The following is a 24,694-nucleotide window of genomic DNA, read 5'->3' on the forward strand; positions in this document are numbered from 1 at the left end:
GCTGTTTTCTCACGCAAGTAGAGCCTGTTTCAGTCGGACCCTGCGACAATCTCCCGAAACGCCTGGACCAGGGTTTCCGGCTCCTGCGCACCGGAGATGAGATACTTGCCGTTAATAATGAACGCCGGTACAGCCGAGACGCCGGCCTGCCGGTAGGTGGCTTCGTCTTCCCGTACCTCACGTCCATACTGATCCGAATCCAGCACGTCTCTGGCTGTGCCCGGATCAAGCCCAAGCGTTTCAGCGCATCTGACAAGGACATCGTGGTCGGAGACATCGTCTGCCCTGCCGAAATAGGCATCAAACAGAGCTTGTTTCATCCCGGTCTGCCGCCCCTGCTCGCCGGCCCATTTCACCAACCGGTGGGCGTCGAAGGTATTGCAGGTGCGTCGCTCCTGCATTTTCTCGAAGTTGAGCCCCAGGTCTTTGGCGATCACCATCATCTGGTTCTGGGTGGACCGCATCTCGTCCTCGCTCCGCCCGTACTTTCGAGCCAGGGCCGGCAGGATCGGCTCACCGTCGCCACTGTGATCCGGGTTCAGTTCAAACGCATGCCATTGAACGGTGAACTCATACTCCGACGCCACCTGTTTCATGGCCCGTTCCAGGCGAGCATAGCCGATAGCACACCATGGACAGGCGATGTCGGAAACAATGTCGATGTGCATCTTGTTCATAGCGGCTCCATCTCAGTTGACAGGGTTGGAATAACCATCGCCTTTTACACCCAGGCGGTCGAGGTATACATGCAGTTCGGCCTCGCTCATGTCAACGTACTCAAGCACTCGGCCATAGAGCATGGCCGTGGGTACGTTGCGCCCGTTCAGCTCGCGCTGGGTCTCATGCAGAACGTAGAGCACCAAGCGTTCCGTGCGGGTCAAACCATCACGAACATCGGGGATAGTCTCCAAAAATTTGGACATTTTTCGCGAAAACAACGGATCGTCCATTACTACTCCCCTGCTACGTTTCAGGTCGGGCTGCTCCGGCAATTCCCTGGCGACTTAACGTTAAACAATCAACCCAGCAGGTACTCTTTGGCCTCATTGATACGAGCAGCCAGATAGTTACTTCCACCATGGTCCGGATGCACTTTCTGCATCATCCGGCGGTGAGCCTGGATGATCTCTTCCCGGCTGGCACCGGGCTCCAGCCCGAGGATATCCAGGGCTTCGCTTTCGGTCAGGGGAGCGCCGGCGTTGCTGGCATTGCCACCATCGCCGGATTCCCCGCTGTCTGCGCCAGCCGGGTCATCAGCGCGCCAGGAGTCGCCGAACCGACGGTCAAGGTAGGTTTCCAGCAGCCGGGCGGAGTCTTCGTCATGCGCCCGACAATATTTTAACAGCTCGAGAAATTCGCTCTCGCCCAGATCTGCCAGTTCCCGGCCGGCCATGGGGCCCTTCAGGATCTTGCCGCTCATGGTTCCGGAGTCATGGTCCAGGCTCATCTCGAGAATATCGCTGGACACATGGGACTGGTTGCCCGGCCTGGCCTTTGCTTGCGCATTTCCCGCCCCCATCAACAGAGATGGCAGCACCCGACGCAGCAGCGGGTATAGAAACGCCAACAACGCAAACACAAAGTGCAGCCGGCCGGTAGCCGCCAGCAAAAGCACCACCCCGATAGCGGCAATCAACGCCAGCTTGAGAAGGGCCGGCTTGCGTTGGCTGGGCGGCTGGTTGCGCAGCCAAATCCACGCGACAACCGACAATACGATAACCAGCAGCGTTACTAGTGGCACTCAGACACCCCGGGCTCGCCGGCCCATCGTTGGATTAAAGATGAATTAGAACAAGCGCTATCTGATCTGCCGGGTCAGGCGCCTGACCTCCGGAGAGCTGCGGCTGGAAAAGTCCTGCAGGGCCTTGGCTCCCCCGGAAGCATAGACCGCAACAGCGGCCATAAGATCCTTGAGAACCTGCGGGCTGTTACGATCAAAGGGTGCGTAGGCGCCTCCGGACAGCTTGCTCACCTGCTGGAACACCGCCCTGGCATGAGCATCGGCGCCCTCATGGAACATGAACACCGGGGTTCGCAGCATGCCCAACTCCCCCGCCGTGTGGCAGAGATCGTCCACCGGCTCCTCGCAACAATCCCCGATAAACACCACGGCCTTGACGGGTTCTGCGCGGGTTTCTTTCACGGCGTGAGCCAACACCCGGCTGATCTGGGTACGGCCACCCAAACAGGAAACACCGTTCATCAGATTCAGCAGCTGACCGGTTTCGGTAACAAACTTCGTGGCCTTGAACTCACCGAAGCCCCGATAATAACAAAGCTGAATGGCCAGACCGCCCAAATCCCGGGTCGCGAGGAACAGCTCGCTCTGCAAGTGGCAAGCCTGATCCCAGGTCGCCTCCCGGCTCGCAGTGGCGTCCAGCGCAAAAATCAGCCGCCCCTGCGCTTTACCTTGATCAGGCATCGTACGGACCTGGTGGATAAACTCGTCGATGGACTGTTTATCGGATTTAGTGCGTAGTTCTTTATCGGACATAAGCTTCTGAAAACCGCCTGGGCTGGCCAAACTATTACTACAATCGTAGGGCAAAGCCATCGCAATTCACAGACCCGAATAAAGGGGGCAGCACTGTGTGCAAGGGACATAGTTTGCAAGCCGCAGCTCGTGCAACACCTTGGTTTTTCCCTTTGGTGGTTGTCCTGCTTGCCACCCTCACCCTGCCGCGCGCTGTTCAGGCCTCAAGCGATGTCTACCTGCTATACCGTCAGTGGCAGTCTTACAACTGGCCGGAAGAGGTGGCGTCAGCCGCGGAGGTGAGCCGTTCTCAGCGTGGGCTGGGCTGGCTCCACCAGAGCGCTACGGGTACGTTCGGCGTGGCTTACGATTATCAGCCTCTGCGCATACGCACCGGTGAACCGGCGCACAACGGCCACCTGCACCGGTTGACCTTCGGGGGCGATTGGCATTACCGGCTTTACCGCGTGGAAGCGCGGGTCGGCGTTACCGGCACCTCCAACATGTTCAAGCATCAAAGCTTTCATAGCGAGGTGGTGAATGGCCGTGTGGCGATATTTCGGGCAGTCCGTGAGGACTCCCCCCTGAGCCTCGGTGTCGGCGGCGATCATCGCTTCGGTTCTTTCCGCTGGCTTCCCCGAGTACGTTGGCAGCACGCCGATGAAGGTGGCCACTGGCTGATCGATCTGCCTGTCATGTTGCGATGGCAAAGCCCCGGCGAACGCTGGGAGTTTCGACTGGAACGCAAGGGGGATCGTTGGGCCACACTGGATAAGGCCCGGGAGGTGGAAAGCGCGCTTTATCTGCGCGAGTGGCGAACGGAGCTGACTTATCGGATCGGTTCGGGTGAAGGGTTATGGCCAGCGGTGATTCTGGGAATTGGCGCGAGTGTGGATACCCGCGTCCGGTATCAGGACCTGGAGACGGGAACACTGGATCTACGTTTGGACGATACTCTCTTGGGGAGCATCAGGCTCAGCTGGTAAACATCAGGTTCGCAAGGTCAGGCAGCGGTTTCGGGAGAAGTCGGAGCAGTTAACCGGATACTGGCTTATTGCATATATTCATTGTAGAGCTGGGCGTACCTTCCTGTGACTTTAAGATAGTTCAGCCCTTCTTCGAAATCCCTTGCCAATTCTTCATTCTTGAAAGCTGCCTGATAATAAGTCTTTCCTGAAAAGAGGTCATGGAAGGTCACTTCAGGAGTTGTGTCAATTTCTTCACTCAGTTGTTGGCGGTACCACCCAAATATGGTCTTATCAATCACAATGACTTCAGCCCGCGCTCCCCAGAACATCAGATTTTGACTTTTCTGGCTAACATGTTCTACATATAGGCTCTTATACTCTTCAGGTGGAGCAGGCTGAAAAATGCTCTCGAATTCCGGCCCAAGATCACGATAGGCGTTCTGCCAGGTGACAACACTTAGACCTATGAGGTCCGATACTTCGTTAATTTCCAGATTGTCTTCAACTTTGGATATTGCGTAATTATCAAAGTATATAAAGTCATCCACATAAAAAAGTCCGTCACCCGAAACCTGACGTACCGTTGCCACTGCATCAAGAGCCTGTTTATCAAGTAATGCAATTTGGAGCCTCTTGTTAGGCATATGATGCACCTCCATGCTATGCCCCTTATAGGCCAGGGCCTCCCGGAAAATATCAATCTCCAGCCCGGCTTTGGTCCGTCCAATTACAAAAGGAGGTTTATCCTGACCAAAGCCAACCCTTAACTCATAGGCCCAACCTTTAGCAGGAAAAATAAAAAACAGACTGAACAATGCAAACAATACGTTCACATTCTTCAGTCTATTTTTCTTAAGGTTTCGCTTTTCCATCCTATCGTCTATCCCAAGGTATCAGGCGCGTGGTGCCCCGTATTCGAGCATTCCGTAAGAGTAAAGGCGGCTCGCCACCCTGCACATCAACTCACCTTCAACAAACCAGGCCATGTCTTACGGTAGCTGTAGAGCCGGCATTCGGCTCAGGCATCCGCCGTCTTAAACCAACTATAAACCCACATCGGAGGAATGTTCCGTAGCTCCAGCGTGCAGCTGGCAGGCGCCCCCATGATCGGTCCTGTAATCGAAGCCACATCCCGGCGGAACTGATAGGCGATGAAACGCCCGTCCTCGGCCAGGCTGTTCTTCACCGCCTGCGCCACGACAGTACCAACGGCTTCCGGCATTTTCGAGAAGGGAATGCCGGAGATGATCACATCCGGTTGCCCCATACCGTGCAACGCCAGAATCTCTGCGAGGTTCTCAGCGCTGCCCAGGTGATTGGTGAAGCGTGGGTCTGCAATCTCACCAAGCAGTTCATGGAAGTAAGGACTTAATTCGATCGAGAGCAGGTGCGCATCCTGAGCAAGGTGCTTCAGGAACGTTCGCGTGGTGCCGCCGGTACCGGGCCCCAGCTCAACCACCCGCCTGGCGGCAGACAGGTTCGACGCCTCGACGATCCGTTGTTCCAGGAATCGAGAACTGGGGATAACAGAGCCCACCTGGCGCGGTTCCCGCAAGAATCCAAGGAAGAAAGCCGCAGGGCTTGTCCTCCGGTTTGAATCGAATTTCGGGTCGCCACTTTCCCCACCCATAGCGTTCTCTCAACCTGGCCGCTTGGCTTTTAAAACGATTATAGCAGTGGGATCTGTACTGAATACCGAAACAGGCTTCTTTTCGGCCGCCGCCTAGCCCGCCAGCGCCGCCCGCACCTTCTTGCTCAGATGGCCCATATCGACCCGACCCAGCGCCTGAGGGCGCAGATCGTTCATCACACGCCCCATGTCCTGCATACCGTGAGCACCGGTTGAGCGGATTGCCATACGGATCAAGCCATCCAGGTCATCCTCGGTCAGGGCGGCGGGCATGAATTCCTCGATAATCACCATTTCCGCACGTTCCTTATCGCCCAGCTCCTCACGACCGGCCTCATCGTATTGACTGGCGGCATCGCGGCGTTGCTTGAGCATTTTGTCCAGCACCTTCAGAACGTCCTCGTCAGACAGGTCTCGGCGCTCATCAATCTCGATCTGCTTGACCGCCGCCTGAGCCATGCGCAGGGTGACAAGCCGCGTCTTGTCCTTCTCCCGCATCGCGTTTTTTACTGCGGTGTTCAATTGTTCCTTGAGTGATGATTCCGCCATTGCCGGCCTCCTGTTCTGTGGGTTGTTGTATGGTTTATGGGGGCGGACTTTTAAGAATACAAAGGGGGATCATCAGGGTAAATCTCAGCACCACGGACATTCAGATGAGTTTTCCGTTGGAAGCCTCGGATGCCACTCCTTATATTCATTATGCCTCGTAGACGTCGCGCAGTGTCAGCATGCTGAAATCCGGAACCACGCCCAGCCCGGGGCGATCACTCAGCGTCATTCGGCCACCGGACACTTCGGGGGCACCGGTGGCCAGCGGAACCGTATTGTAATTGTGAAGATCCGTTGTATTCAGCAAAGCCCTGGCCGGAGTACTCGCCGCCAGATGGGCATAGGCTGCCGTGGCTATGCCACTGCCCCACGCATCTTCGATTGTCATGGGTATTCCGGCATCCACGCACACATCCCTTATGATTCGGGAGGGGGTCAGGCCACCGAACTTGCTGACCTTCAGGGCCATCGCATCCATGGCATCGTCGCAGATGGCCCGCTGTACATCGGCCAAAGAGTTGAGGCTCTCATCCAGCTTGACTGGATGCCTTATCCGACGCCGGACCGACAGGCATTCCTCATAGCCCCGGCAGGGCTGCTCCAGATATAGGTCCACCCCGCCGATCGCCTGAGCAAAGCGCACAGCCTGATCCCGTCGCCAGGCTCCGTTAATGTCTCCAACCCACAGCTCATCGGGGTGTTTGAACTTGCTGAGAGCCCGGATGAGGTCGATGTCCTCGTCAACCCGATGCCCCAGTTTGATCTGAACGTGCCGGACCCCTTCAGAACGATAGCGTTGCAAAGACGCTTCCATCTCTTCCGGCTCGCCCAGAGAAACAATCCTGTGCAAGGGCATAGCGGGCACCTGGAGTCCACCCAGTAAAGTGTAGACGGGCAATCCGGCCGCTTTTCCCAGTATGTCCCAGCAGGCGATATCAATGGCAGCCTTGGCAACAGCGTGTCCGGTCAGCGCCTGATCCATGCGCTCATGGATAAAAGAGGTCTGGCGTGGATCTTCTCCAATAACAACGGGTGCCAGCAATGACAGGCAAGAGGGTAGCCCCTCGGCAAAAGCGGCCATGTAGTTGGGGCCGCAGGGACAAACCTCGCCATAGCCGGCAACCCCCATATCCGTGGTCAGCACGACCACGGTACTGGTAAACCTTTTATGTGAACGCCCTCCCGCAAAGGCATACGCCTTGCCGGCGTATTCCAGGCCTGCGGTATACACTTCCACACTCGTGATACGCATGATACGCCTCCCGGTCCAGGCCGATTCTGATCCAAGGCACGTCTCCCTCGAACAAAGACCCCGACTTCTGGAATAATGCGGCTAAACCCTTCACAAGAGCAACTCCATGCCCTATCAGTTTGAAGATCTCAAAAAGAGCTGCCCGACCGAATGGCGTGACTACATCGAGCACCGCTTTGTTCGGCAACTGGGCGATGCCTCACTAGCTGCGGAGGCATTCCAGCATTACCTTAAACAGGACTACCTGTTCCTGATCCAGTTTGCCCGCGCCTTTGCCCTGGCCGCTTATAAAAGCCCGACCCTGGCGGACTTGCGGCAGGCCAAAGACGGTTTGCAGGCCATTCTGGACACCGAGCTGGATCTGCACATCCAATACTGCAACGAGTGGGGGATTTCAGAGGACGAACTGGCCAACCTGCCGGAAGCCCGCGCTACCCTCGCCTACACCCGATACGTGCTCGACACCGGCAGCCGCGGCGACCTGCTGGACCTGCACGTAGCCCTGTCCCCCTGCATGGTGGGCTATGGCGAGATTGCCAACTGGCTGAACCGCCGCGCGGAAACCATTCGGGGCGACGCCAACCCCTACGATGCCTGGATCGCCATGTACGAAAGCGACGAGTTCCAGGACGCCATGCAGGCGGAGATTCACTGGCTGGATGAACGACTGGCCGACGTGTCCCCTGCCCGGTTCGAACAACTGACCCGAATCTTCCGGGACGCCACCCGGCTGGAGATCGACTTCTGGGACATGGGATTGAACCTGAGCGACTGAACCGCCTATACCACAGCCCAATCGCATCTACCTCGCCGGTCCCGAAGTGTTCTTCCCGGCCGGGGAACACCTGGCTATCGTGGCCGAGCGTGTCACTACTGTGCGGTGTTTAACCTCTGATAGTATTGCTCATGGGTTGGGCTATAAGGCCCCGGTGGCAGCCCATTCACGCCGTAGAATGCAGCCGCATTCGCCTGTCGCGTTAGTGGGAGATAATTCGGTGCCGCCCTCTCAGCAGCTGCCGTGACCGCCATGGCGAGAAGATCAACCAACGGGTTACCCGTGCTGTTGTTGTCAGGGGTGTACGTCATTCTTTGACGGGCGCTCCAGAGTTCAGCTCCGTCCGCATTGACAATCCGATACTCGAAATCAACTTCCGTTGTCGTCGCCAATAACATGTACTTGGACGTCCACTCGTGAATAGTCACATACAGAATCGAATCTGCTTTGAACAGATTTGCCAACTGTTCAGGCGGGGCGGCGTGGGTTTCGGCGGGTTCGTAATAACCCTCGTATTCCAGCAAAGTTTTTACTGTGTTCACGGGAAAAACGTAATAGCCCTTCTCGGCAAGATAGTAAGGTAACGTTGCCAATAGCGAGGTTGTGCCCTGCACATCGGTCGACATATTAACGGGAGGCACCACCAGAATCGACTTGGGAGCCGCATTGTGGAATGCATCAAGACGGTTTGTATTGCCTGTCGTGGCGCAGCCAGTAGCTAACGCAACGATGAAAAACACGAGGCACAGTTTCAAAGTTTTCATTGCCGGGCCTCCAGGTTCTTGATGAGCATGCTCAGCATCGGCCGGCTCTCAGGCCACGCATCGTATTCCAGCTTGTAGAATTTGATTGCGGAATCCACATCACCCTGCTCCAGCATGAAGGTGCCCGCCTCTGCAAAAAGGCCCGGTGCAATGGGGTGTTCAGGCGTACCTCCGGTTTCGACAAACTCCATGTAATTTTTCAGAGCTTCCTCTTTCAACGCTGGCTCCTGATAAACGACAAACAGCGTTTCCTGGTACTGCCCCCACTCGTACAACCCCTGATTACTGGCGCATCCGGCCAACAAAACAAACATCGACAATGCCAGAAGAAAACGTTTAGTCATGCGGCCCTACCTTAAGAATCCTGTTAACCCCGGCACCGAGATAAATCTCCTCGTGATAAACCACCTCACCATCGGACAGAAGTTCAACCTGATGGGTACCATCAATAATCTTCAGCAGATTCTCACCGGCCTGGTATTGACCAACATAACCATAGGACACCCCATCAATCCGGAGCTTGTAGTACTCCGAAGCCACTGATGGCAACTCGAATGCAATACCCGGGCGATCATCAACAACCTCGGTATTTCGGGTGGGCGTCTGGACACAAGCCGTCAGGGTGAAACTGATGAGTAACGCGAGCAGAATCTTCATTACTTCTTCTCCTTGACGCGCAGTTCGCTCAGATCATGGCCTTGCAAAGAACCTTCAGAGATTTCACCAATTGCCCCCTGATCCAGAGGATCGTCGCCAAACAGTCCGACGACTGTCAGCTCGGCAACTTCCTTACCTGGCAGGGAGATCACCGTACCCGTTGTTTGAGATTTCACTTTCTTGCCTCGTGTCTCGACGGCAAAAACCATCCCTTCGCGGACACCCTGGCTTTTCCCTCCGCTGATATAAACGAGGCCGTCTTCCTGGGCAAGAACATCGGCAGTCCATGGTTTCTCAAGGAACAGCCCTGTCATCTTGTCCACGGCCGCTGTAACAGCCGCGGCAATCGCCTGATCATTTAGACTACCGTCGTATCCTGCCGCAGAGCCAAACCCCATGGTGCGGGCCTGTTCAGTCGATGAAGAACCGGACCCTGTGACTGAGGAAAATACCCGACCGGTCGTCACGTCCACCAACCGAAGATCCACTGTCGCCGTGGCTTCTTGCTTCTTCGAGGAGGACAAAAAGCCGCGCTCACCTGTCGTAGCGCGACCAAACTGGGTCAGCGAACCAATGACAAGGGTGTCGACACCGGTGATCGAAATTTCCTGACCGGACAGTTCCGCCTCCTTGCTTAACAGCTCAATATCCGGTCGCTCAAAAACCAGATAACTTTGGCTGTTGGCCAACGCCTGTAAGAACATGTCGGTTACCTTTGAACCCAACTGATCTTGAGCATTGGACCTAAGCAGACTGCGACCATAATTCGTTTCATTGGAAATTCGACCAACCGCAATTTTTCTCTTGAGACTTAGCCGCTTGGGCTTCGCTGCTTCCAATGAGGCTTGCTGCGCAGCTCGCTGCTGCTCAGCTGAGACGGCCGGTTCGACTTCCTTCATTTGAGGCGTTTGTGTCGCACAGCCTGAAAGAACCCCTAACATCAGCCAGGGAAGGGTTTTCTTCATCAATTGGGCTCCTTAACCTGCCAGGAACAAAGGTTTAACGAACAACGGATTACAGTGATGAGACAGCCGGAAGGGAATGCGCACCAAGACGCAGGGATGGTTCCTCTCTGAACCTGATGTCATCCCTTACATGTTGTCATGGGCAGATACTCTACAGCATGGATGAACCGAATAAATACACCCGTATCAAAAAGCTATATATCTTTACAATATTTTTGATTCTGACCGCCTACTGGGCCCGATCCACACTTATCGGCGTAGCATTAAATCCAGACAGGTGTGAACATTGCGTCCCGTCCTGGCAGGTGACATTCTACCAACTACCCTCATCAAAACGATCGCCAATGCCTGAACCAACCCCTCTGCAAACGTTACTCGACACCCTTCCCCAGCGCGGCCGGGTGGAATGGATCGGTATCCGCCCGGGCCGTGGTGAGGCCATGCAATTCCTCGAGAGCGTGACTGTCACCCCGGGGCAAGGGCCTGGAACGCGATCGATTCAACGGCCGCGAGACCAGCAAACGGCAGGTCACCCTGATCCAGAAAGAGCACCTGCATACCATCGCTTCCTGCCTGGGGCGGGAGGCGATTGGTCCCGAGGAGTTCCGACGCAACATCGTGGTTTCCGGCCTGAACCTGCTCGCACTGAAGGGCAAAACCTTCCAGATTGGTGGTGTGGTTCTGGAATACACGGGCCTGTGTCACCCCTGCAGCAAGATGGAGACCGTGCTGGGGCCGGGCGGCTACAACGCCATGCGCGGGCATGGGGGGATTACGACGCGGGTGGTTGAAGGGGGCGAGGTGGCGCTCGGTGACAACGTTCAGGTCTGCCCCTGAGTTGGTGAAAACCGGGACAGTTTCTACTACCAGGCGCTGAACTCATTAGCTGCTTTTCAGGTCAATCTGCTTTGAACCTGTGGAGGCATATTGTCCACTTTTACCCTTGCCCACATACTCAACCGTCCCGCCGGACTTTAAAAAAGCAGCCGTCTGCTCCTCAATCATGGCGGTCGTTAACGTAGCCTTTACGGGTTTCTTGCTCATCATATTCCCCAGGTTAAATTTGGCTTGTTCGCCAACATCAAATGACCATCGTATCCGAAACAGGAAAATATTGTTGGAGTGATTGAACGAATAAGATCTTCACTACCCAGGGGACGCATCAAAATACTTGGAACTGATTGAGGGGGCGGTTAAAGTTTGAACAGAGCAGACCGCCAATAACCCTGCAAATTAGGGAGACAACAGTTTGCAGCAAAAACAGCTTGTACATCTGCCCCGAAAACGTCCGCGACAGGACAGGGCCAAGTTCACGGTTCAGGCTATTTATGATGGCTTTGTGCGGATCTGGTGCAGGCAGGGACCCAAGGCGGTCACCACACGGGCCATTGCCGAGGAAACAGGCTTCGCCGTGGGCACCATCTATTTGTACTTCCCGAACACCACGGCGCTATTGTCGGGCTATGTCCGGCACTGTATCGAGTGGGACATTCAGCGGGTCAAGGCCAAAGACCAGATGCTCTGCGATGCTGCCTGGCCAGAGCGATTGTTTGAGCTTGTGAAGATAGCATCAGGGGCCGACCCAGAGGCTCCATACCTGGATCGCACCATGCTCCTGCAGGAAGGGCAAATAGCACTGAAAACACATCATCGCCGGGCTTTCGAAAAACTGTCGGACACCTGGATCGAGATCGTGTCTGGCTGGCCTGATCTGGACAACCCGCCCACCCCTGAAGCCATTCGGACCCTGTTCACCATGGTATGGGGCGCCCGCCGCTATCGCCTGCTGGCCCAGGTAGACAGCCGGGAGCTCGGCGACTGGCTCGACACAACGTATTCCATGTGCCTGAGCCTGGTCGGCGCCCCGTCCGGTCAGGGCAAGAGCACGATGTGACCCTCATCAGGCCCAACCCTGTTATGGCATAAACGCTCGATGACCTGCGCCGCCTCTTCAAAACCTTCGCTGAAGCACAGGCTGACCCAGGGGGCGTCCGGATTGCTCAAAGCCTGAATAAACTCCGCCTGCCTGGCGTCCATGGCAGTCAGTACAGCACTTCCGCCCAGTTCCCTGACCCGCTTTCGGTAGTGAGGGGCTGCGAAGAAGAAACGGGTCTTGCTGTTGCTATCGTCAATGCTCTCGTAATTGAATTCCAGGTTGGACGACGATCCTGCATAACAGTCGTGCACCAGATTGTTGCCAAAGTGCTGGTGAATACGCTCTCGCAATTGAGTGTCACCTGAGAAATCGATGTAAAGAGTGGGACTGTTACGATCAATCGATGGGAGTTCATCATAGGTCGCAACCGACTGGTAGCATTCCAGCCTTTCTACAAACGCCCGGTTTCTGCCCGAGGTCAGTCCGATAATTCTGGCTTCGGTATTCCCGTGAATACAGAACGCCGAGCCGAATGCGGTTTTGCTGGAGGCGCTGGAAACGACGATCTGGCGAGCACCGAAAAAGCCATTGTCGATCAGATAGTCTGAAAGCATATACGAGGTGAGGAACAGGGGGCGCAACAGAATCCGATAATCGCTTTCCGGTGAGTTGGCGTCGGTACCAGCATAATTGGTGTAGTAGTTGTAGGCAGCCGGCAAGCCCTGGCGGTGATCTGATGCCTCGACAAAGCCGCGCGGGGTCACCTGATCGATGGTCAGTTTCAGGTGCGTGGCCATCGGATAGTATCCAAAGTATCGCTCTCCCACCTGAACGCCATCAGCCGCTGAAGCGATGACGCGGCCAACACCCCACACAGGCATGTGTCCCCACTCCTCCTGGCCGGTGGGGAAAAATTTCCAATACTCCATGGCATCCCCGAAAGCCGCATAAGTGATGTTGTTAGTGGTCAGGCCAAATCGTTCAAGTCTGATGATGACCTCACCGTCACTCAGTTTTGCCTCCATTTGGCAGTCCTCGAGTCGGCTCTCATGTAGTTGATCCTTGCGGGTGAGCAACCGATGAATGGTCATTGGTTCTGATGGATTCTGGAAAGTCATATCGCGGGTTCTCTTCATCGTTGGACGAAGCAATATCGTAGCAACAGGCGCCGGCGAGATGGTTCAGGTTTGCAGGTCCTTGAGTGGTGCGGCCGGGTGACCGATTCTTCGGGCACACCGAGGGACATGTTCAGGTTTAGTTAACGCAAGAAAATGGCTCGCCGGTCCTCAGCTCACAGTCAGCGCCGAACCGGTGGCCCGGTTTGCTCAATTGCGGTTTAATGTGCCAGACACTCACCTGCCTGCAGAGTCGCCTGTCACTATGCCCATTGCCACATCGCCCGAACAACACGTCTCCGAAGTTGAGATAGAGCAGGCAATCCACACAGGCATCGAGCGTTACTTTGACGACTGCCGGGCGCGGGTACCGGCGTTTATTGACCATCATTTCCATTACCCCGGCGCCATTGCGACCAACCGGATGGCAATGGGATGGGACATGCTGCGGGCGCCCCTCAATCTACTGTGGGCGCCGGTGTACGCCCTGGCCTGTCTGTTGAAAATCCTGGTTCCCAAACGCACAGGCCTGCTGTGGCTGCACGGTTTGGCAAATCGCGTACCCGCCGGTTTTACCACCCGGGTACAACAGCACATCTCGCACCTGATCCTGGTGGACCTGCTGAACAACGGCCAGGAAGGCCCTCTGCTGGAGCGCTATCTGATTGAGGCGCTGGAGGCAGTCTATGACCGCCATACCTGTGAGCCGGTCGATCACCAGCGATTTAGCAGGCTGATTGAACCGCTGGTCGCGGACGCCCTCAGCCAGTACCGGGTCACCCGTACGGCCTCCGCCGATATCACCAACAGTATTTCCTGCACGGTGTTGGGCGCGTTTGCCTTCCAGAAGTTTACCCCGGGTGGTATCGGGCTCGGGGTGGTGCTCGCGTCCATGCTCGCCAAGACCCTGGCCGCCAGGGACTTTATCCTGGGTGAAACCATCGGCGGGTGGTACTACAGCGTATTTCCACCGGAGCCCTCGCTGGCAACGACGGCCGGCGTTATGGTCGCAGTGATGGCCACATTGGCGGCATTTGCGGCCTTGTCCGGTGTTATCTTCGATCCCGTTCAGGCGGCGGTCGGTTTACATCGCCGGCGCCTGCACAAGTTACTGGATCACCTGCAGAGGGACGTATCCCTCAGCACCCAGAGCAGCTTCCGCCCGAAAGACCAGTTTGTGGCGCGGATTCTGGATACGTTCGATATGATCCGATCGGGGTTCCTGTAGCCGGATTACACAAATCATTCGAGCGGAAAACAAATCTGACCCGCTGCCCCTGATCAGTCCTCCTCGAGGGCCTGACCGACACTCTTCTCTGCGTTTTGCCAGGCCTCAGAAAGCTTGTCGAAGGCATCGTTGAAGCCTTCTTTCATGGACTCCCAGGTAAAATCGGCGCTGTCCTGCATACGCTGGTGCCATTCCGTTACGCGTGCCCGCTCCCGGTGCAGGGACGCCAGAGCAGTCTGCGCCTGGGCCCGGGCTATCTTGTCGGCATCACCCCAGCCCTCCTCCAGGCGATTCTCCAGGGTTGCGACACGAGCATCAATGGCGCCGAGCACGTCCTCGATGTCCGCCATCAATTGATCCCGCCGCTCGGCAGTGAAATCCGACAGCTCCTGGTTGAGGCTCTGCACGTCCTGCCGCAATGACTCTACGGTCGCATCGCTGTCATCCTCCGCGGCCTGCGCCAGTGGCATCACCATGGCCAGCAGCAAGGCGCTGGCCTGTAATCGCAATGGGAATCGCACTATCTGCTACCTCTTCTGAATTAAATTTGAAAACCCCAGTCCTCCTGATTCAGCCAATACCTTTCGATTGCAGCCACTGGCTGATCTGCCCCTGATTCATGGCACCACTCTGGCGGGCCACTTCCCGGCCATTCTGAAACAGGATCAGCGTGGGTATGCTGCGAATACCAAACTGACCGGCCGGCCCGGGGGATTGTTCGGTGTTCAGCTTGGCAAAGCGCACTTTACCACGCCAGGCTTTCGCTGCCTGCTCGAACTGGGGCGCCATCATCTTGCAGGGGCCGCACCAACTGGCCCAGAAATCCACCAGTACCGGCACATCACTGCGCCCTGTATGGGCCGCAAAGCTCTGGTCCCCCAGCTCCAGAACCTGATCCGGCCACAATGGCTGTTTGCAGGCGCCACAATTGCCGCCGAATGACAGCTTATCCGCGGGTACGCGATTCACTTTGTGGCAATGGGGGCACACGAGGTGTCGAATGTCGGTCATGATTGATCTGTCTCTGATTTGCTGGTTCTGTGAATAATCAGGGCAAGTGCAGGGAAATCAAGCGACGAGCCAGACTCATAAAGCGATTCCCGAACGAGAAATGTGTGTGATGAGCATATGTTTCTTCCCGCCTCAGAACCAGTGTGACACCACCGCGGCGATATCGTCGAAAACGCCGGCGCCGAGCTCCCTGGCCCGGTCGCGGTCGGACGCACGATACTTGCCGGTTTTCACCAGTGCCGCCTCAAGCCCGGCCTTGCGGGCGCCGCCAATATCGGCCTCCACATCGTCGCCGATCATCAGGCAATCACCCGGCACCAGCCCCATGCTGTCACAGGCCTCATGGAACATGGCCTCGCCAGGCTTGCCAATGATGGTGGCCTCCACCCCGGCCGCATACTCCAGGGCGCGAATGAAGGGGCCGGCATCCAGGTGCAGACCGTCGGATTGCTTGAAGTAACGATTCATGCCCACCGCCAGCAGGGGCGCGCCCGCCATCAACAGAGCGAAAGCCTGATCCAGCCGGCGATAATTGAAGCGTTCACCCGCGTCACAGACCACGACCGCATCGGCATCCGGGAACGAAGCCGGTTCGAACTCCTCCTCGATGTCGGGATGTACCAGCAGCCAGGGCTTCAGATTCCGGGCCTTCAGGTGGCGTGCGACAGCGGACGGCGCCGTAAGCACCTCCTCCTCAGCGACATCGAACCCCAGCTCCCGGAGCTGTTCCAGCACAGCCCGGGAGGGCTTGCGGGACGTGTTGGTGAGAAAACGGCAGGGCACGCCGGCCTTGCGGACCCGGGCAATGGCATCCTGCGCGCCGGGTACGGTTTCACCGTCTACGTGGAGCACACCGGAAATGTCGATACAGAGTCCCCGAGGCTGTGGCATGGTGTTCCGATCTCCTCCGATTGGCTGAGATATGTACTTTCTGTCAGTCTAGCACTGACGTGAGATACAACCTGTTGGAAGGCCCGAAACATGACTGGAGGTGAATTATGGATAAGCCTGAACACTGGTCACAGAAGGTAACCGATTCCAGCGATGCCCTGGACCTTGAGCGGGGTGTGTTTGCCCTTGAAGATCCCCGGGAAATCGCTCGCTCCCTGAAGAAATCCGCCGAACAGAGCAAACGTCGAAAGTCGGATCCTTACCGGTCTGCCATGTCGATGCTGACGTTTTACATCAACCGGGCAGGTAAACAGCTCCCCCCGGAGCAAAGAGACCGTCTTGAGGCCGCAAAGGATGAATTGCGGGTGCTTTTCGGCAAGTCTCGAAGAAATCAGTAACGACAAACGAGGGCCTCATCCAGCCAATGGCAATGTGCCCCCCAACCCGCGCGCAATCGCTCAAGCACTCATACAACCCAGGCACCCTCACCCGGAGCCGCCGGGCTCGGGCGTCTCCTCATCAAGCCAGGTACCGCAGTATTTACAATAGTTGGCGTCGATTTCATGCCGATGTTTACCGCACCCCGGACAGGCTTCATCGGAGTAACGCTCCGCACGCAGGGTGCGAATCACTTCCGCGGAAAAAACGCCTACGGGAAGCGCAATAATCGAATAGCCCGTCAGCATAATCATCATGGAAATAAACTGCCCCAAGGGAGTAACCGGCGTTATATCGCCATAGCCGACTGTCGTCAGTGTCACGACTCCCCAGTAGATGGATACGGGAATACTGGTAAAGCCCGCTTCGGCCGGCTCAATGAGATAGAGTAAAGAGGAAAAGATGGTCACGAGCATCAGCACTGTGAACAGAAACAGCAGGATCTGGTGCCGGCTGCGAATCAGTGCGTCCATCAGCAGGCGGCCCTCACCCACTACCGTCATCATTTCCAGTACCCGGAACAGGCGCAAGGTACGCAGCAAGCGCAATACGACAAGGGTCTGCGCCCCCGGGAACAAAAGTGCCAGCCATGTCGGCATGACCGCCAAAACGTCAATAACCCCGTAAAAACTTTTCAGGTAGAGCTTCGGCTTCTCCAGGCAATAAATACGCAGGCCGAGTTCAAGCGTGAACAGCAGCGTTACACCCCATTCCAGCGCATAAAAGAGCCCACCGAAGCGGGCATGGTATTCCGGAACACTGTCCAGGAGAATAATCCCGACGCTGAGGAATATCAGCAACGCCAAAACAATATCAAAGCCCTTGCCCAGGCGGGTATCTGATTCGAAAATGACCTGAAACAGACGCATTTTGAGTCCAAGGCCACCCGGTTTTTCTGTCGCCATCTAAGCCGCCTCTTAACTGTCATTCAACATTCCGGGATTCCGCTGGGCTTACAGATACCGGCCGCCGGCACCGACTGCCACCACGATCAGCCCAAGAATCAGGTTGGTGCCCACCAGCTTACGGATCTGTCCCACCTGGCGCCCGCCTTCCTGGGGATCCTGGCTGGCAACGGCCTGCTTCAGCCGTCGGAAGGGAGCAAAGTAGACGTGGAAATAGATCAGCATCATCACGATCCCCAGCCCCTGCATGACATGGATATGCCAGCCGGCACCCGCCATGCCACCGAACACGCTGAAGATCATCCAGTAACCGGTCACCAGCAGCAGGATCACGGCCGCCCATACCCACCGGAAAAACCGGGACAAGGTGTGACACCAGAGCACGCCCCGCTGCGACGCATCGATCACCTCGACCACCGCCGGGCGCATGGCCATGTAGGCGAAAAACATACCGCCAACCCAGATCACGGCAGAAAGAACATGCAGTGCAACAGCCAGACTCATAAAGCGATTCCCGAATGAAAAGTGTGTGTGAAGAGCATAAGCTTCATCCCGCCTCAGAACCAGTGTGACACCCCGACGACTCCAACTGGCTAATGGGTGTCCCGGTTTTCCCATGACGCCGATGTGCATGCTTCACCCTAACCAATAAGCCTTACTGTACTCATCCATCGGAAAGAAATGCTCGATCCGCAAATTCTGAGCGGTGACATCCAGGGGCGTGCCGATGGTTGCGATGGTGGAAAAGATTCTGAGCTGCTGATCCCCCAGATTCAGGGTGAAAGGAATCGCCGGGTAATCCAGGTGTTCCACCACATGGCTTTTCCAGTTTTGCGGGACGCCGGGCACCTTCAGGGCTTGTTCCAACAATCGATTGGGCTGATCCCGAAAGGGGCCGGCAAGATGCTCATGGTAGACTCGCTGCAGCATGTGGCAGGCGATATTCTCCCAATCGCCCACGAAGGATTTCATGCCGTGGTCATCCAGCAGCGACAGCAGAAAGTTTGGCCGGGCCGGAAACTGAGCGCCCAGTTCCACCATTCTTACCATCATCTCCTGCATGGCCTGGTTGGCCATCACCAGATAATACTCATGGTCGAACACCACCGCCGGGTATGGCAGGTGCCCCTTCAACAAGTGGTCAAGCGCCTCCCTGATCATGGCCATGCCGGGCGCACTCAAATCCTGGTCGGAGTAGACCTGGCTGTAACCCGCCGCCGACAGCAGCCGGTTGGTTCCGGCGAGGTCCGCTTGCAGCATCTGCGCTAAATGCAGAACCATGCCCTTGCTGGGCTTGCTGCGGCCGGTTTCCAGAAAGCTGATGTGTTTTGCCGACACCTCGCACGCAAGGGCGAAATCCATCTGGCTCAGGCGCTTACCCTGTCGCATTTCTCTGAACAGCGTACCGAAGGCGCTCATCGTATTTCCTGTGAATGTCCGAGTGTTAAGCGATTATCGTCCTCAAGGGTAGTTTGCACCATTACCTCACAGGTAATTGAGTCTATCCCCGCCCGGGTAGAAGCTTTGTAGCGTAGTCAAACACATTGCGAAACCCGATTGAGGTGATCCCATGAAAAACCTAGTCCGTCGATTCAGTGTGAAACAAATCATCCTGAGCGATGTATTCCTCTCCACGCCCCTGGCGTTGGCTCTGATCCTGGCCGCTGAGCCGATTGCCCAGTGGGCGGGAGGCCCCGGCGCGACCTTTTACCTGGTGGTCGGCATTGTAATGTTGCTGTGGTGCGTGGATATGGTCGCCATGGCATTCAATGGAAGGTGGCAGGCGAGATACTTCAATCTGATGATTGTTGTCGATGTGACCTGGGCCCTGCTGGCCCTTGCCCTGATGGTGTGGTTCGCAGCCAGCCTGCACCCCCTGGGCTGGGTGCTGTTCACCCTGAACGTGCTGGTTCCGCTGGACATGGCGTGGATGAAGCGGGTTGCTGGAAATAAAGCTTTTGAGCCTGAGTTCAGCTAATCACCGAAGCAACGGGTAGCGGCAGCTCATGTCGCTACCCGAGAGAGCTGTCCCGGTTTTTTCCGCCACATTGCGGAGAAGCGGGATCCCTGATTTTGATGTGTAGTAATTCAAAAAAACAGCACCGGAGAAACGCCAAACCGCTTACAAAGGGCTTCAATATGTTTGCGTGTCAGCTTTTTACCATCAGCGCCGTTGAGAATTTTGCTAACGTTGCCCTTTGAACCCAGCTCTGGCAGATCAGCAACCCCAAGTCCATGTTGAGCCATCAGGGTTTTAAGCACAGCAATACCCCGATCTGTTCCAGCAACCGCCGCATTAAAATCGGAGAACTCTTCAGCGTGGTCCTCCCAGCGCTCAATGCTGACGGCCAGAATCTCAATTAGCGGTTTATTGGAGTCATAGTCGTCCACCAACTGATCCATTAACTCCAGCGCTCGCTCATAGTCATCTGGCGTCTCTATATGAGCCAGGAAAGGCAATTGGGCCAACGCATCTCTGATTTGGACAACAGCAGGCGATACCATAGGCCTTACTCCCGATTGCGACGGTATTTCTCAGTCAGCCGATCGTACTCGGCATGGCTGCATATATGTTTCACGTACATACGATTGTCACGGAATTCGATGAAGGCAATCAGCCGTATGTTGTTCCCACCAATATCGATAACCCACCATTTGTCTCTGTACTTGAAATTGTCCAGGGATGGGAACACGTGGCGTAGCTCTTCCGGCGTATCGAACTGGCCATTCCGCAGCGTTATGTAAGTATTGACCAACGCCTCTCTGTCGTTGGGAAACTTTCTGGCTGCATCGTTGAACGGTCTCCTTGAAATTACGTGCACAAAACATCCTTGTTTCTTTTTTGGAAATCATAACACAGGGTTTCCAAAATGGAAACCACACTAACTCCAGTCATCCTCGCCGGCAGTTCAATGAGTTAACCTACACAGGGTCTTCGCTCATCTAAAGTCGACCGACCGTGATCGGCAGAATGAATTGTCGAGGCCAGCATAATAACCCTTCAGCTAGTCCAACACCCCGAGAAACCACGCCGCCAGAACTGACACGACAATCGAAATAAAAAACCGATCCTGGCAGAACCACCCAAAGTTTGAGGCCTCTCGGAAGCGCTTCCCTCTCATCTCCCATTCTGGATTCGATGCGATGACCTACCCGCGGAAGGTTCCTGAAGACGAAAAAGAGGAATACATGGACCACGCGCATCCACCGCCCGATCGGGCCATTCCCCCAGATTCTACGGATTCCATCCAACTGCTTACCTGGTGTTGCTATTCGCCGTTCCACTTCCACAGTTTTTTGGAAAAACAGCGTGACCATCAAAATGAGTAAAACGAGACCAACGCCCATAGAGCCAACACCTACAATCAACGCTAAATCTGTCAATTGCTCCTCACTCATGAACTTCCATGCTCAAGATTTCGCCCGCGCACTCGCCGACCACTCCCAATTAATGTCAAAAATGCTTCACAAAAACAGACCTGCTATTAAGAGTACGGCAAAGCATCCGTACAAAAGCAATGGAGGCAGCACCGCCCATAAGGTCAGTCGAACAGGCAATTGAGCTGATATATCACCTATCTGTGCCGCTGATCGATTAAGCCGGTTTGAGGGGGCGGACCGAAGCACAAGAAACGTAAACACGTAGCTGCTTCTCATCAATCGGCCCAAGGGATCGTTACCCCAGATTTTTCTGTGTTCCAGTGCAGAGGTGCCAGGGCGTGAAATTTTCTCCTCGATTATCGTCACTCGTGAAAACGCCAACGTAAGAATTACGAACAGTGAAACCAATCCCAAACCAATAGCACCCGCACCAACGAATGCCGCAGCGATCTGAAGGGAGTCATTCATCATTCGTTACCTCGTAGAGTACTTCACCGATACCTTCACCAATCCCTCCAACGGCTGACCCTCCTGCAAAACCGCCAACCCCAGCCATTATTATCCCGCAAGCAACTCCGCCCAAGCCTCCTGTACCAAGGCCGATCACCCCGCACACAAATGGTCCAGCGAAAGCACCCGCGCCACCCCCTATGGCAGAGCCAGACAGGCGCCCACCTTCAATGTATTTCACTCGTCTGCATTCGCGGGCCCGGCCGTTTGTGCAAGCCGCATGAATTTCCATTCCCGAGGCAGCAACGTCCAGCCCAACCGAGAGATAACCAACGCTCTTTGCGTACTTGGCACCGGAAGCAATCCGCTCGTAGTACGTGGCATACCCCGGTATGCCACCGACCCCAGCCGTCTTCCAATGATGCACAATACTCTTCGATGACATCCCCAGCGCTCGTTTCAATTTCGCATCATCATCCAGTGACATGCCCTTGCGTGCCAAACTCCCCAAAGCAAAATCCAGCTTCTTGAAATATGCCCGCCGTTTCTCGAAAAAACCCGGATGGTTGAGATGGCCATGCTTCGAGGCCGGTTAGTGAGTATCACCAATCACAACGCTGCCACTGCCAATAGTGACACCACCGCAGGAAATCGCTCCTCCGGTCACGGCGGCGGGAATACCATTGATCAACACCGTTGAAGATCCGGCGGCTATGGCGCGCGGATGGGGAGGATGCTTGGGTTTGGCGTGTGGTGCGAGAGGATCACCAACGCGGGCAACGGGTTTGCCGTCAATCAGTACATCGGGGGAGCCGGCAATCACCGGCGTGGGCGGGAACCCCTGATGATCTGTTCCCAAATCACCCAACAGCACAACTTTCTTGCTCATTCCTTTGTTCCTTCTGTCCTTGAAGAATCATCCGTATTGTCGAGGGGCGCCGTCACTGGCACCGGGCCCAATGGTAAACAAAACTGCCTCAATACCCAAGTTACAGCGTATTCGCCTTACGATAGTACCCCTGATAATCGAAAATCCGCTCCTGCACCTGCCAATGGTGCTTCTGCTTGCGCGCAATCACAAAATCCGGTGCAGGCAACAGGGCCTGACTCTCAACCACCTCATCCGCCCGACTGAACGCTTTCGGAGTCTGGCCATTCGCCAAACGACGCCCAAACAACCTGTTAAAAACGGCGCGCTGAGCCGGCCTGTTGAAATCAAACGACTCACTGAGTTCCTCCCCATCTTCACCGTGATAGGTGATCCTCAATTTGCTGCCGGTTTTGGAAGCATGGGCACCTAAGGTGATCCCGGCGCAGCGGATCACCATGGCGTCCTTGAGTTTCAGCGCATCTCTCAGCTGATCATCCGGGTCGATAATGGCTTTTTGACACTGGTGACAGTTGCGGGCCGCAATATCATTCTCGCCACCGCAGTGTGGGCACTCCTTGAACCGAAAACGGTAATCGCACTGTTGCGGGCGACCGTTCCGCACGGCAGGTTTATCGGCTTCCGAAGGCTCCAGCAGCCCCTGACAACGGCGCCCGTAATGCTCGACCACACCACCTTCACTGTCGGTTTTTCCCCAGAAGATATTGGCAAAGCCACAGCCCGGGCAGAACACCTGCACCGGCTCGCTGTCAGGGTTCGGTTTCGGCTCCCCCACCTCGGGGTGATGCAGATTCACACTGTTGCCCGCGTAATCAATCACCAGGCAATCCTGTTTGCCTTCGTCCAGACGAAGACCGCGACCCACGATCTGCTGGTACAGGCTGACCGACTGGGTGGGACGCAGAATGGCGATAAAGTCCACATGGGGCGCATCAAAGCCCGTGGTGAGCACGGACACATTCACCAGATACTTCAACTGCCGCTGCTTGAAGCGCTGAATCAGCAGGTCCCGATCCTTCAGATCGGTTGCGCCAGTCACCAGGGCGGTATGATGTTCCGGCAAATAGCCGGTGATCTCCCGCGCATGCTCCACCGTGGCCGCAAAGATCATCACGCCTTTGCGGTCGGCGGCCTGCGCCATCACCTGCTCGATGATGGCGCGGGTCACACGCTTATGTTTGCTCAGCAGCTGGTTGACGTCCTTCTCGGCGTATTCGCCAAAGCGGTCCCGAGGCAGCGCGGAAAAATCGTACTGCGCCACCGCCGCATTCACCAATTCAGGCCGGGTGAGATACCCCCGATTGATCATGTAGCTCAACGGCAGTTCGTAAATGCAGTGCTCAAAGGGCTTACCCTCTTCACTACGGACAAAGCCCCGGTAGTGATAGCGATAGATCCAGCCCATGGCCAGACGATAAGGGGTGGCGGTGAGCCCGAGCACTTTGAGGGAATCGTTCTGTTGTCGCAGCAGCTCGATGATCCGTTGATACTGACTGGTTTCATCACCGCTAACCCGATGGCACTCATCAATGATGACCAACGAGTATTCATCCCGGAACTGATCCAGATTCGCCGATACCGACTGCACACTGGCAAAGGTCACCTGATGCCGGCTTTCCTTGCGCTTCAGCCCGGCGGAAAAGATGCCGCCCGTTAACCCATAGCTCTGGTATTTGGCGTGGTTCTGCTCCACCAACTCCTTTACGTGGGTCAGCACCAGAATCCTGCGCCGGGCAAGACGGGCCAGCTCGGCAATGACCAGACTTTTACCGGCACCGGTTGGCAGTACGATGACGGCAGATTCATCGGATTTCCGGAAATGGTCCAGCGTGGCCTCGACGGCTTCCTTCTGGTAGGGCCGCAGTTTGAAGGGAGCATTCATTTTGCAGTGCTTAATCGTTTTCAGGATAAGAAGGCGGCCATATTAACAGATGGTGTTGCCTTTACCTTTCCGCCAAAAAATAAATCTGTCCGGATATTCGGGAATAACCGGGGCAAAGTTATTTTCCCAATATCCGAAACTTTGCTATGCAGGGCCTCTTAATTAGCGTACTGTCAATTCCGTTGGAAAGATTTAGCAAAGCATTTCACGAATAAGACCTCTAGTGTTGCCACACCTTTAGTCCTGTTTTTGATCCTGCACGTTTTTTTGTTTCCCGCATATCGCTGATCAAAGATCACAACGATCATTTGACGGCACCTTATTGATTAATTTCAGGATAGCTATTTATGTCTACAATTACCGGCAACGTTAAGTTCTTCAACGAAGCAAAAGGTTTCGGTTTTATCACTCGTGAAGGCGGCGCAGACGTCTTTGTTCACTACAGCTCTATTCAGGGTAGCGGTTTCAAAACTCTGGCCGAAGGCCAGGAAGTTGAGTTCTCCGTGACCGAAGGCCAGAAAGGCCCGCAGGCAGAGAACGTTATTGGCCTGTAAATAACAGCCAATACGTGATGAAAAAAGGCAGCCCCAGGGCT

At 55.6% G+C, this 24,694-nt stretch carries 33 protein-coding genes; 8 read left to right on the forward strand and 25 right to left on the reverse strand.

Annotation, left to right across the window (positions count from 1 at the left end; translation table 11 throughout):
• Positions 1 to 29: 29 nt before the first annotated feature.
• The 4 genes from EHN06_RS15585 to EHN06_RS15600 form a co-directional block, all read right to left on the reverse strand.
• The gene (locus EHN06_RS15585; protein WP_127333452.1) at positions 30 to 677 is read right to left on the reverse strand and encodes a DsbA family oxidoreductase; all 648 of its coding nucleotides are present in this window, start codon (positions 675 to 677) and stop codon (positions 30 to 32) included.
• Positions 678 to 689: 12 nt separating this feature from the next.
• Positions 690 to 950, reverse strand: a complete 261-nt coding sequence (locus tag EHN06_RS15590; protein ID WP_127333453.1) for a hypothetical protein — start codon at positions 948 to 950, stop codon at positions 690 to 692.
• 68 nt (positions 951 to 1,018) lie between these two features.
• Entirely contained in the window at positions 1,019 to 1,741 is a 723-nt protein-coding gene (locus tag EHN06_RS15595) for a DnaJ domain-containing protein (RefSeq protein WP_127333454.1), read from the reverse strand.
• Between the two features lie 57 nt (positions 1,742 to 1,798).
• A complete protein-coding gene (locus EHN06_RS15600; protein ID WP_127333455.1) occupies positions 1,799 to 2,494 on the reverse strand; it encodes a VWA domain-containing protein in 696 nt (231 codons plus the stop codon).
• Positions 2,495 to 2,607: 113 nt separating this feature from the next.
• On the opposite strand from EHN06_RS15600, the gene EHN06_RS15605 reads away from it, so the two are divergent.
• The gene (locus EHN06_RS15605; RefSeq protein WP_127333456.1) at positions 2,608 to 3,459 is read left to right on the forward strand and encodes a hypothetical protein; all 852 of its coding nucleotides are present in this window, start codon (positions 2,608 to 2,610) and stop codon (positions 3,457 to 3,459) included.
• 65 nt (positions 3,460 to 3,524) lie between these two features.
• Here EHN06_RS15605 and EHN06_RS15610 read toward each other — a convergent pair whose 3' ends face one another.
• The 4 genes from EHN06_RS15610 to EHN06_RS15625 all read right to left on the reverse strand — a co-directional run bounded on the left by EHN06_RS15610 (position 3,525) and on the right by EHN06_RS15625 (position 6,872).
• A complete protein-coding gene (locus EHN06_RS15610; RefSeq protein ID WP_127333457.1) occupies positions 3,525 to 4,313 on the reverse strand; it encodes a hypothetical protein in 789 nt (262 codons plus the stop codon).
• A 146-nt stretch (positions 4,314 to 4,459) separates the two neighbouring features.
• Positions 4,460 to 5,071 (reverse strand): class I SAM-dependent methyltransferase, encoded by a 612-nt coding sequence (locus tag EHN06_RS15615; RefSeq protein WP_127333458.1) that lies wholly within the window; start codon positions 5,069 to 5,071, stop codon positions 4,460 to 4,462.
• Positions 5,072 to 5,164: 93 nt separating this feature from the next.
• Positions 5,165 to 5,620, reverse strand: a complete 456-nt coding sequence (locus tag EHN06_RS15620) for a GatB/YqeY domain-containing protein (RefSeq protein ID WP_127333459.1) — start codon at positions 5,618 to 5,620, stop codon at positions 5,165 to 5,167.
• 148 nt (positions 5,621 to 5,768) lie between these two features.
• On the reverse strand, positions 5,769 to 6,872 hold the full coding sequence (locus EHN06_RS15625) for a mandelate racemase/muconate lactonizing enzyme family protein (protein WP_127333460.1): 1,104 nt from the start codon (positions 6,870 to 6,872) through the stop codon (positions 5,769 to 5,771).
• A 106-nt stretch (positions 6,873 to 6,978) separates the two neighbouring features.
• Here EHN06_RS15625 and tenA point away from each other — a divergent pair, with 106 nt between their 5' ends.
• On the forward strand, positions 6,979 to 7,647 hold the full coding sequence (tenA, locus tag EHN06_RS15630) for a thiaminase II (protein WP_127333461.1): 669 nt from the start codon (positions 6,979 to 6,981) through the stop codon (positions 7,645 to 7,647).
• Between the two features lie 95 nt (positions 7,648 to 7,742).
• On the opposite strand, the gene EHN06_RS15640 is transcribed toward tenA, so the two are convergent.
• From EHN06_RS15640 to EHN06_RS15655, 4 genes are read right to left on the reverse strand one after another with little or no spacing between them, the layout of a single operon-like run.
• On the reverse strand, positions 7,743 to 8,411 hold the full coding sequence (locus EHN06_RS15640) for a DUF799 domain-containing protein (protein WP_127333462.1): 669 nt from the start codon (positions 8,409 to 8,411) through the stop codon (positions 7,743 to 7,745).
• The gene (locus EHN06_RS15645) at positions 8,408 to 8,755 is read right to left on the reverse strand and encodes a DUF4810 domain-containing protein (RefSeq protein ID WP_127333463.1); all 348 of its coding nucleotides are present in this window, start codon (positions 8,753 to 8,755) and stop codon (positions 8,408 to 8,410) included. Before EHN06_RS15645 ends, EHN06_RS15640 begins: the two co-directional genes overlap by 4 nt.
• Entirely contained in the window at positions 8,748 to 9,068 is a 321-nt protein-coding gene (locus tag EHN06_RS15650) for a hypothetical protein (RefSeq protein WP_127333464.1), read from the reverse strand. The genes EHN06_RS15645 and EHN06_RS15650 overlap by 8 nt, the downstream gene beginning before the upstream one ends.
• Positions 9,068 to 10,033: a CsgG/HfaB family protein gene (locus tag EHN06_RS15655; RefSeq protein WP_127334470.1), complete on the reverse strand. Its 966-nt coding sequence runs from the start codon at positions 10,031 to 10,033 to the stop codon at positions 9,068 to 9,070. Before EHN06_RS15655 ends, EHN06_RS15650 begins: the two co-directional genes overlap by 1 nt.
• A gap of 573 nt (positions 10,034 to 10,606) precedes the next feature.
• On the opposite strand from EHN06_RS15655, the gene EHN06_RS21540 reads away from it, so the two are divergent.
• Positions 10,607 to 10,870: an MOSC domain-containing protein gene (locus EHN06_RS21540; RefSeq protein WP_265936935.1), complete on the forward strand. Its 264-nt coding sequence runs from the start codon at positions 10,607 to 10,609 to the stop codon at positions 10,868 to 10,870.
• Positions 10,871 to 10,915: 45 nt separating this feature from the next.
• Here EHN06_RS21540 and EHN06_RS21195 read toward each other — a convergent pair whose 3' ends face one another.
• Positions 10,916 to 11,077 (reverse strand): hypothetical protein, encoded by a 162-nt coding sequence (locus EHN06_RS21195; RefSeq protein ID WP_164735620.1) that lies wholly within the window; start codon positions 11,075 to 11,077, stop codon positions 10,916 to 10,918.
• A gap of 205 nt (positions 11,078 to 11,282) precedes the next feature.
• Between EHN06_RS21195 and EHN06_RS15665 the strand changes: the two genes are divergently transcribed.
• Positions 11,283 to 11,927 carry a TetR/AcrR family transcriptional regulator gene (locus EHN06_RS15665; protein ID WP_127333465.1) on the forward strand — a complete coding sequence of 215 codons (645 nt, stop codon included), beginning with the start codon at positions 11,283 to 11,285 and terminating at the stop codon, positions 11,925 to 11,927.
• Here EHN06_RS15665 and EHN06_RS15670 read toward each other — a convergent pair.
• A complete protein-coding gene (locus EHN06_RS15670; RefSeq protein ID WP_206075670.1) occupies positions 11,906 to 12,934 on the reverse strand; it encodes a DUF2855 family protein in 1,029 nt (342 codons plus the stop codon). The genes EHN06_RS15665 and EHN06_RS15670 overlap by 22 nt on opposite strands.
• Before the next feature lie 355 nt (positions 12,935 to 13,289).
• Here EHN06_RS15670 and EHN06_RS15675 point away from each other — a divergent pair, with 355 nt between their 5' ends.
• Positions 13,290 to 14,252, forward strand: a complete 963-nt coding sequence (locus EHN06_RS15675) for a DUF6635 family protein (RefSeq protein ID WP_127333466.1) — start codon at positions 13,290 to 13,292, stop codon at positions 14,250 to 14,252.
• Between the two features lie 53 nt (positions 14,253 to 14,305).
• Here EHN06_RS15675 and EHN06_RS15680 read toward each other — a convergent pair whose 3' ends face one another.
• From EHN06_RS15680 to EHN06_RS15690, 3 genes are all read right to left on the reverse strand, one after another.
• Entirely contained in the window at positions 14,306 to 14,773 is a 468-nt protein-coding gene (locus tag EHN06_RS15680) for a hypothetical protein (RefSeq protein WP_127333467.1), read from the reverse strand.
• 49 nt (positions 14,774 to 14,822) lie between these two features.
• Positions 14,823 to 15,263: a thioredoxin TrxC gene (gene trxC / locus EHN06_RS15685; protein ID WP_127333468.1), complete on the reverse strand. Its 441-nt coding sequence runs from the start codon at positions 15,261 to 15,263 to the stop codon at positions 14,823 to 14,825.
• Positions 15,264 to 15,395: 132 nt separating this feature from the next.
• On the reverse strand, positions 15,396 to 16,154 hold the full coding sequence (locus EHN06_RS15690; protein WP_127333469.1) for a TIGR01458 family HAD-type hydrolase: 759 nt from the start codon (positions 16,152 to 16,154) through the stop codon (positions 15,396 to 15,398).
• 107 nt (positions 16,155 to 16,261) lie between these two features.
• On the opposite strand from EHN06_RS15690, the gene EHN06_RS15695 reads away from it, so the two are divergent.
• Entirely contained in the window at positions 16,262 to 16,552 is a 291-nt protein-coding gene (locus EHN06_RS15695) for a DUF3175 domain-containing protein (protein ID WP_127333470.1), read from the forward strand.
• An 87-nt stretch (positions 16,553 to 16,639) separates the two neighbouring features.
• Here the strand turns inward: EHN06_RS15695 and EHN06_RS15700 are convergent, their stop codons facing one another.
• From EHN06_RS15700 to EHN06_RS15710, 3 genes are all read right to left on the reverse strand, one after another.
• Positions 16,640 to 17,497, reverse strand: a complete 858-nt coding sequence (locus EHN06_RS15700; protein WP_127333471.1) for an ion transporter — start codon at positions 17,495 to 17,497, stop codon at positions 16,640 to 16,642.
• Positions 17,498 to 17,545: 48 nt separating this feature from the next.
• Positions 17,546 to 18,001: a CopD family protein gene (locus EHN06_RS15705; RefSeq protein WP_127333472.1), complete on the reverse strand. Its 456-nt coding sequence runs from the start codon at positions 17,999 to 18,001 to the stop codon at positions 17,546 to 17,548.
• A 132-nt stretch (positions 18,002 to 18,133) separates the two neighbouring features.
• A complete protein-coding gene (locus EHN06_RS15710; RefSeq protein WP_127333473.1) occupies positions 18,134 to 18,916 on the reverse strand; it encodes a helix-turn-helix domain-containing protein in 783 nt (260 codons plus the stop codon).
• A gap of 151 nt (positions 18,917 to 19,067) precedes the next feature.
• Here EHN06_RS15710 and EHN06_RS15715 point away from each other — a divergent pair, with 151 nt between their 5' ends.
• Positions 19,068 to 19,475 (forward strand): hypothetical protein, encoded by a 408-nt coding sequence (locus tag EHN06_RS15715; RefSeq protein WP_127333474.1) that lies wholly within the window; start codon positions 19,068 to 19,070, stop codon positions 19,473 to 19,475.
• Between the two features lie 110 nt (positions 19,476 to 19,585).
• Here the strand turns inward: EHN06_RS15715 and EHN06_RS15720 are convergent, their stop codons facing one another.
• From EHN06_RS15720 to EHN06_RS15745, 5 genes are all read right to left on the reverse strand, one after another.
• Complete coding sequence (locus EHN06_RS15720) at positions 19,586 to 20,002, reverse strand: helix-turn-helix domain-containing protein (protein ID WP_127333475.1); 417 nt, start codon at positions 20,000 to 20,002, stop codon at positions 19,586 to 19,588.
• A 5-nt stretch (positions 20,003 to 20,007) separates the two neighbouring features.
• A complete protein-coding gene (locus EHN06_RS15725; protein ID WP_265936898.1) occupies positions 20,008 to 20,253 on the reverse strand; it encodes a type II toxin-antitoxin system HigB family toxin in 246 nt (81 codons plus the stop codon).
• A 187-nt stretch (positions 20,254 to 20,440) separates the two neighbouring features.
• Positions 20,441 to 20,896, reverse strand: coding sequence for a hypothetical protein (locus EHN06_RS15730; RefSeq protein WP_127333477.1), 456 nt, complete (start codon positions 20,894 to 20,896; stop codon positions 20,441 to 20,443).
• A 1,024-nt stretch (positions 20,897 to 21,920) separates the two neighbouring features.
• Positions 21,921 to 22,217: a type VI secretion system PAAR protein gene (locus EHN06_RS15740; protein ID WP_127333478.1), complete on the reverse strand. Its 297-nt coding sequence runs from the start codon at positions 22,215 to 22,217 to the stop codon at positions 21,921 to 21,923.
• 100 nt (positions 22,218 to 22,317) lie between these two features.
• Positions 22,318 to 24,099 carry a DEAD/DEAH box helicase gene (locus tag EHN06_RS15745; RefSeq protein ID WP_127333479.1) on the reverse strand — a complete coding sequence of 594 codons (1,782 nt, stop codon included), beginning with the start codon at positions 24,097 to 24,099 and terminating at the stop codon, positions 22,318 to 22,320.
• A gap of 347 nt (positions 24,100 to 24,446) precedes the next feature.
• Here EHN06_RS15745 and EHN06_RS15750 point away from each other — a divergent pair, with 347 nt between their 5' ends.
• The gene (locus tag EHN06_RS15750; protein ID WP_012136625.1) at positions 24,447 to 24,653 is read left to right on the forward strand and encodes a cold-shock protein; all 207 of its coding nucleotides are present in this window, start codon (positions 24,447 to 24,449) and stop codon (positions 24,651 to 24,653) included.
• The last annotated feature ends 41 nt before the right edge of the window (positions 24,654 to 24,694 follow it).

This window comes from Marinobacter sp. NP-4(2019) (assembly GCF_003994855.1).
Lineage (GTDB): Bacteria > Pseudomonadota > Gammaproteobacteria > Pseudomonadales > Oleiphilaceae > Marinobacter.

What these genes read in the sequence shown, in the direction of transcription:
- EHN06_RS21195 (WP_164735620.1), bottom strand. Translation starts at nt 11,077, where the DNA reads ATGAGCAAGAAACCCGTAAAGGCTACGTTAACGACCGCCATGATTGAG.
- EHN06_RS15695 (WP_127333470.1), top strand. Translation starts at nt 16,262, where the DNA reads ATGGATAAGCCTGAACACTGGTCACAGAAGGTAACCGATTCCAGCGAT.
- EHN06_RS15710 (WP_127333473.1), bottom strand. Translation starts at nt 18,916, where the DNA reads ATGAGCGCCTTCGGTACGCTGTTCAGAGAAATGCGACAGGGTAAGCGC.
- EHN06_RS15645 (WP_127333463.1), bottom strand. Translation starts at nt 8,755, where the DNA reads ATGACTAAACGTTTTCTTCTGGCATTGTCGATGTTTGTTTTGTTGGCC.
- tenA (WP_127333461.1), top strand. Translation starts at nt 6,979, where the DNA reads ATGCCCTATCAGTTTGAAGATCTCAAAAAGAGCTGCCCGACCGAATGG.
- EHN06_RS15610 (WP_127333457.1), bottom strand. Translation starts at nt 4,313, where the DNA reads ATGGAAAAGCGAAACCTTAAGAAAAATAGACTGAAGAATGTGAACGTA.
- EHN06_RS15640 (WP_127333462.1), bottom strand. Translation starts at nt 8,411, where the DNA reads ATGAAAACTTTGAAACTGTGCCTCGTGTTTTTCATCGTTGCGTTAGCT.
- EHN06_RS15750 (WP_012136625.1), top strand. Translation starts at nt 24,447, where the DNA reads ATGTCTACAATTACCGGCAACGTTAAGTTCTTCAACGAAGCAAAAGGT.
- EHN06_RS15620 (WP_127333459.1), bottom strand. Translation starts at nt 5,620, where the DNA reads ATGGCGGAATCATCACTCAAGGAACAATTGAACACCGCAGTAAAAAAC.
- EHN06_RS15625 (WP_127333460.1), bottom strand. Translation starts at nt 6,872, where the DNA reads ATGCGTATCACGAGTGTGGAAGTGTATACCGCAGGCCTGGAATACGCC.
- EHN06_RS15740 (WP_127333478.1), bottom strand. Translation starts at nt 22,217, where the DNA reads ATGAGCAAGAAAGTTGTGCTGTTGGGTGATTTGGGAACAGATCATCAG.
- EHN06_RS15715 (WP_127333474.1), top strand. Translation starts at nt 19,068, where the DNA reads ATGAAAAACCTAGTCCGTCGATTCAGTGTGAAACAAATCATCCTGAGC.
- EHN06_RS15675 (WP_127333466.1), top strand. Translation starts at nt 13,290, where the DNA reads ATGCCCATTGCCACATCGCCCGAACAACACGTCTCCGAAGTTGAGATA.
- EHN06_RS15745 (WP_127333479.1), bottom strand. Translation starts at nt 24,099, where the DNA reads ATGAATGCTCCCTTCAAACTGCGGCCCTACCAGAAGGAAGCCGTCGAG.
- EHN06_RS15705 (WP_127333472.1), bottom strand. Translation starts at nt 18,001, where the DNA reads ATGAGTCTGGCTGTTGCACTGCATGTTCTTTCTGCCGTGATCTGGGTT.
- EHN06_RS15585 (WP_127333452.1), bottom strand. Translation starts at nt 677, where the DNA reads ATGAACAAGATGCACATCGACATTGTTTCCGACATCGCCTGTCCATGG.
- EHN06_RS15670 (WP_206075670.1), bottom strand. Translation starts at nt 12,934, where the DNA reads ATGGAGGCAAAACTGAGTGACGGTGAGGTCATCATCAGACTTGAACGA.
- trxC (WP_127333468.1), bottom strand. Translation starts at nt 15,263, where the DNA reads ATGACCGACATTCGACACCTCGTGTGCCCCCATTGCCACAAAGTGAAT.
- EHN06_RS15590 (WP_127333453.1), bottom strand. Translation starts at nt 950, where the DNA reads ATGGACGATCCGTTGTTTTCGCGAAAAATGTCCAAATTTTTGGAGACT.
- EHN06_RS15730 (WP_127333477.1), bottom strand. Translation starts at nt 20,896, where the DNA reads ATGAGTGAGGAGCAATTGACAGATTTAGCGTTGATTGTAGGTGTTGGC.
- EHN06_RS15615 (WP_127333458.1), bottom strand. Translation starts at nt 5,071, where the DNA reads ATGGGTGGGGAAAGTGGCGACCCGAAATTCGATTCAAACCGGAGGACA.
- EHN06_RS15690 (WP_127333469.1), bottom strand. Translation starts at nt 16,154, where the DNA reads ATGCCACAGCCTCGGGGACTCTGTATCGACATTTCCGGTGTGCTCCAC.
- EHN06_RS15700 (WP_127333471.1), bottom strand. Translation starts at nt 17,497, where the DNA reads ATGGCGACAGAAAAACCGGGTGGCCTTGGACTCAAAATGCGTCTGTTT.
- EHN06_RS15720 (WP_127333475.1), bottom strand. Translation starts at nt 20,002, where the DNA reads ATGGTATCGCCTGCTGTTGTCCAAATCAGAGATGCGTTGGCCCAATTG.
- EHN06_RS15600 (WP_127333455.1), bottom strand. Translation starts at nt 2,494, where the DNA reads ATGTCCGATAAAGAACTACGCACTAAATCCGATAAACAGTCCATCGAC.
- EHN06_RS15650 (WP_127333464.1), bottom strand. Translation starts at nt 9,068, where the DNA reads ATGAAGATTCTGCTCGCGTTACTCATCAGTTTCACCCTGACGGCTTGT.
- EHN06_RS15655 (WP_127334470.1), bottom strand. Translation starts at nt 10,033, where the DNA reads ATGAAGAAAACCCTTCCCTGGCTGATGTTAGGGGTTCTTTCAGGCTGT.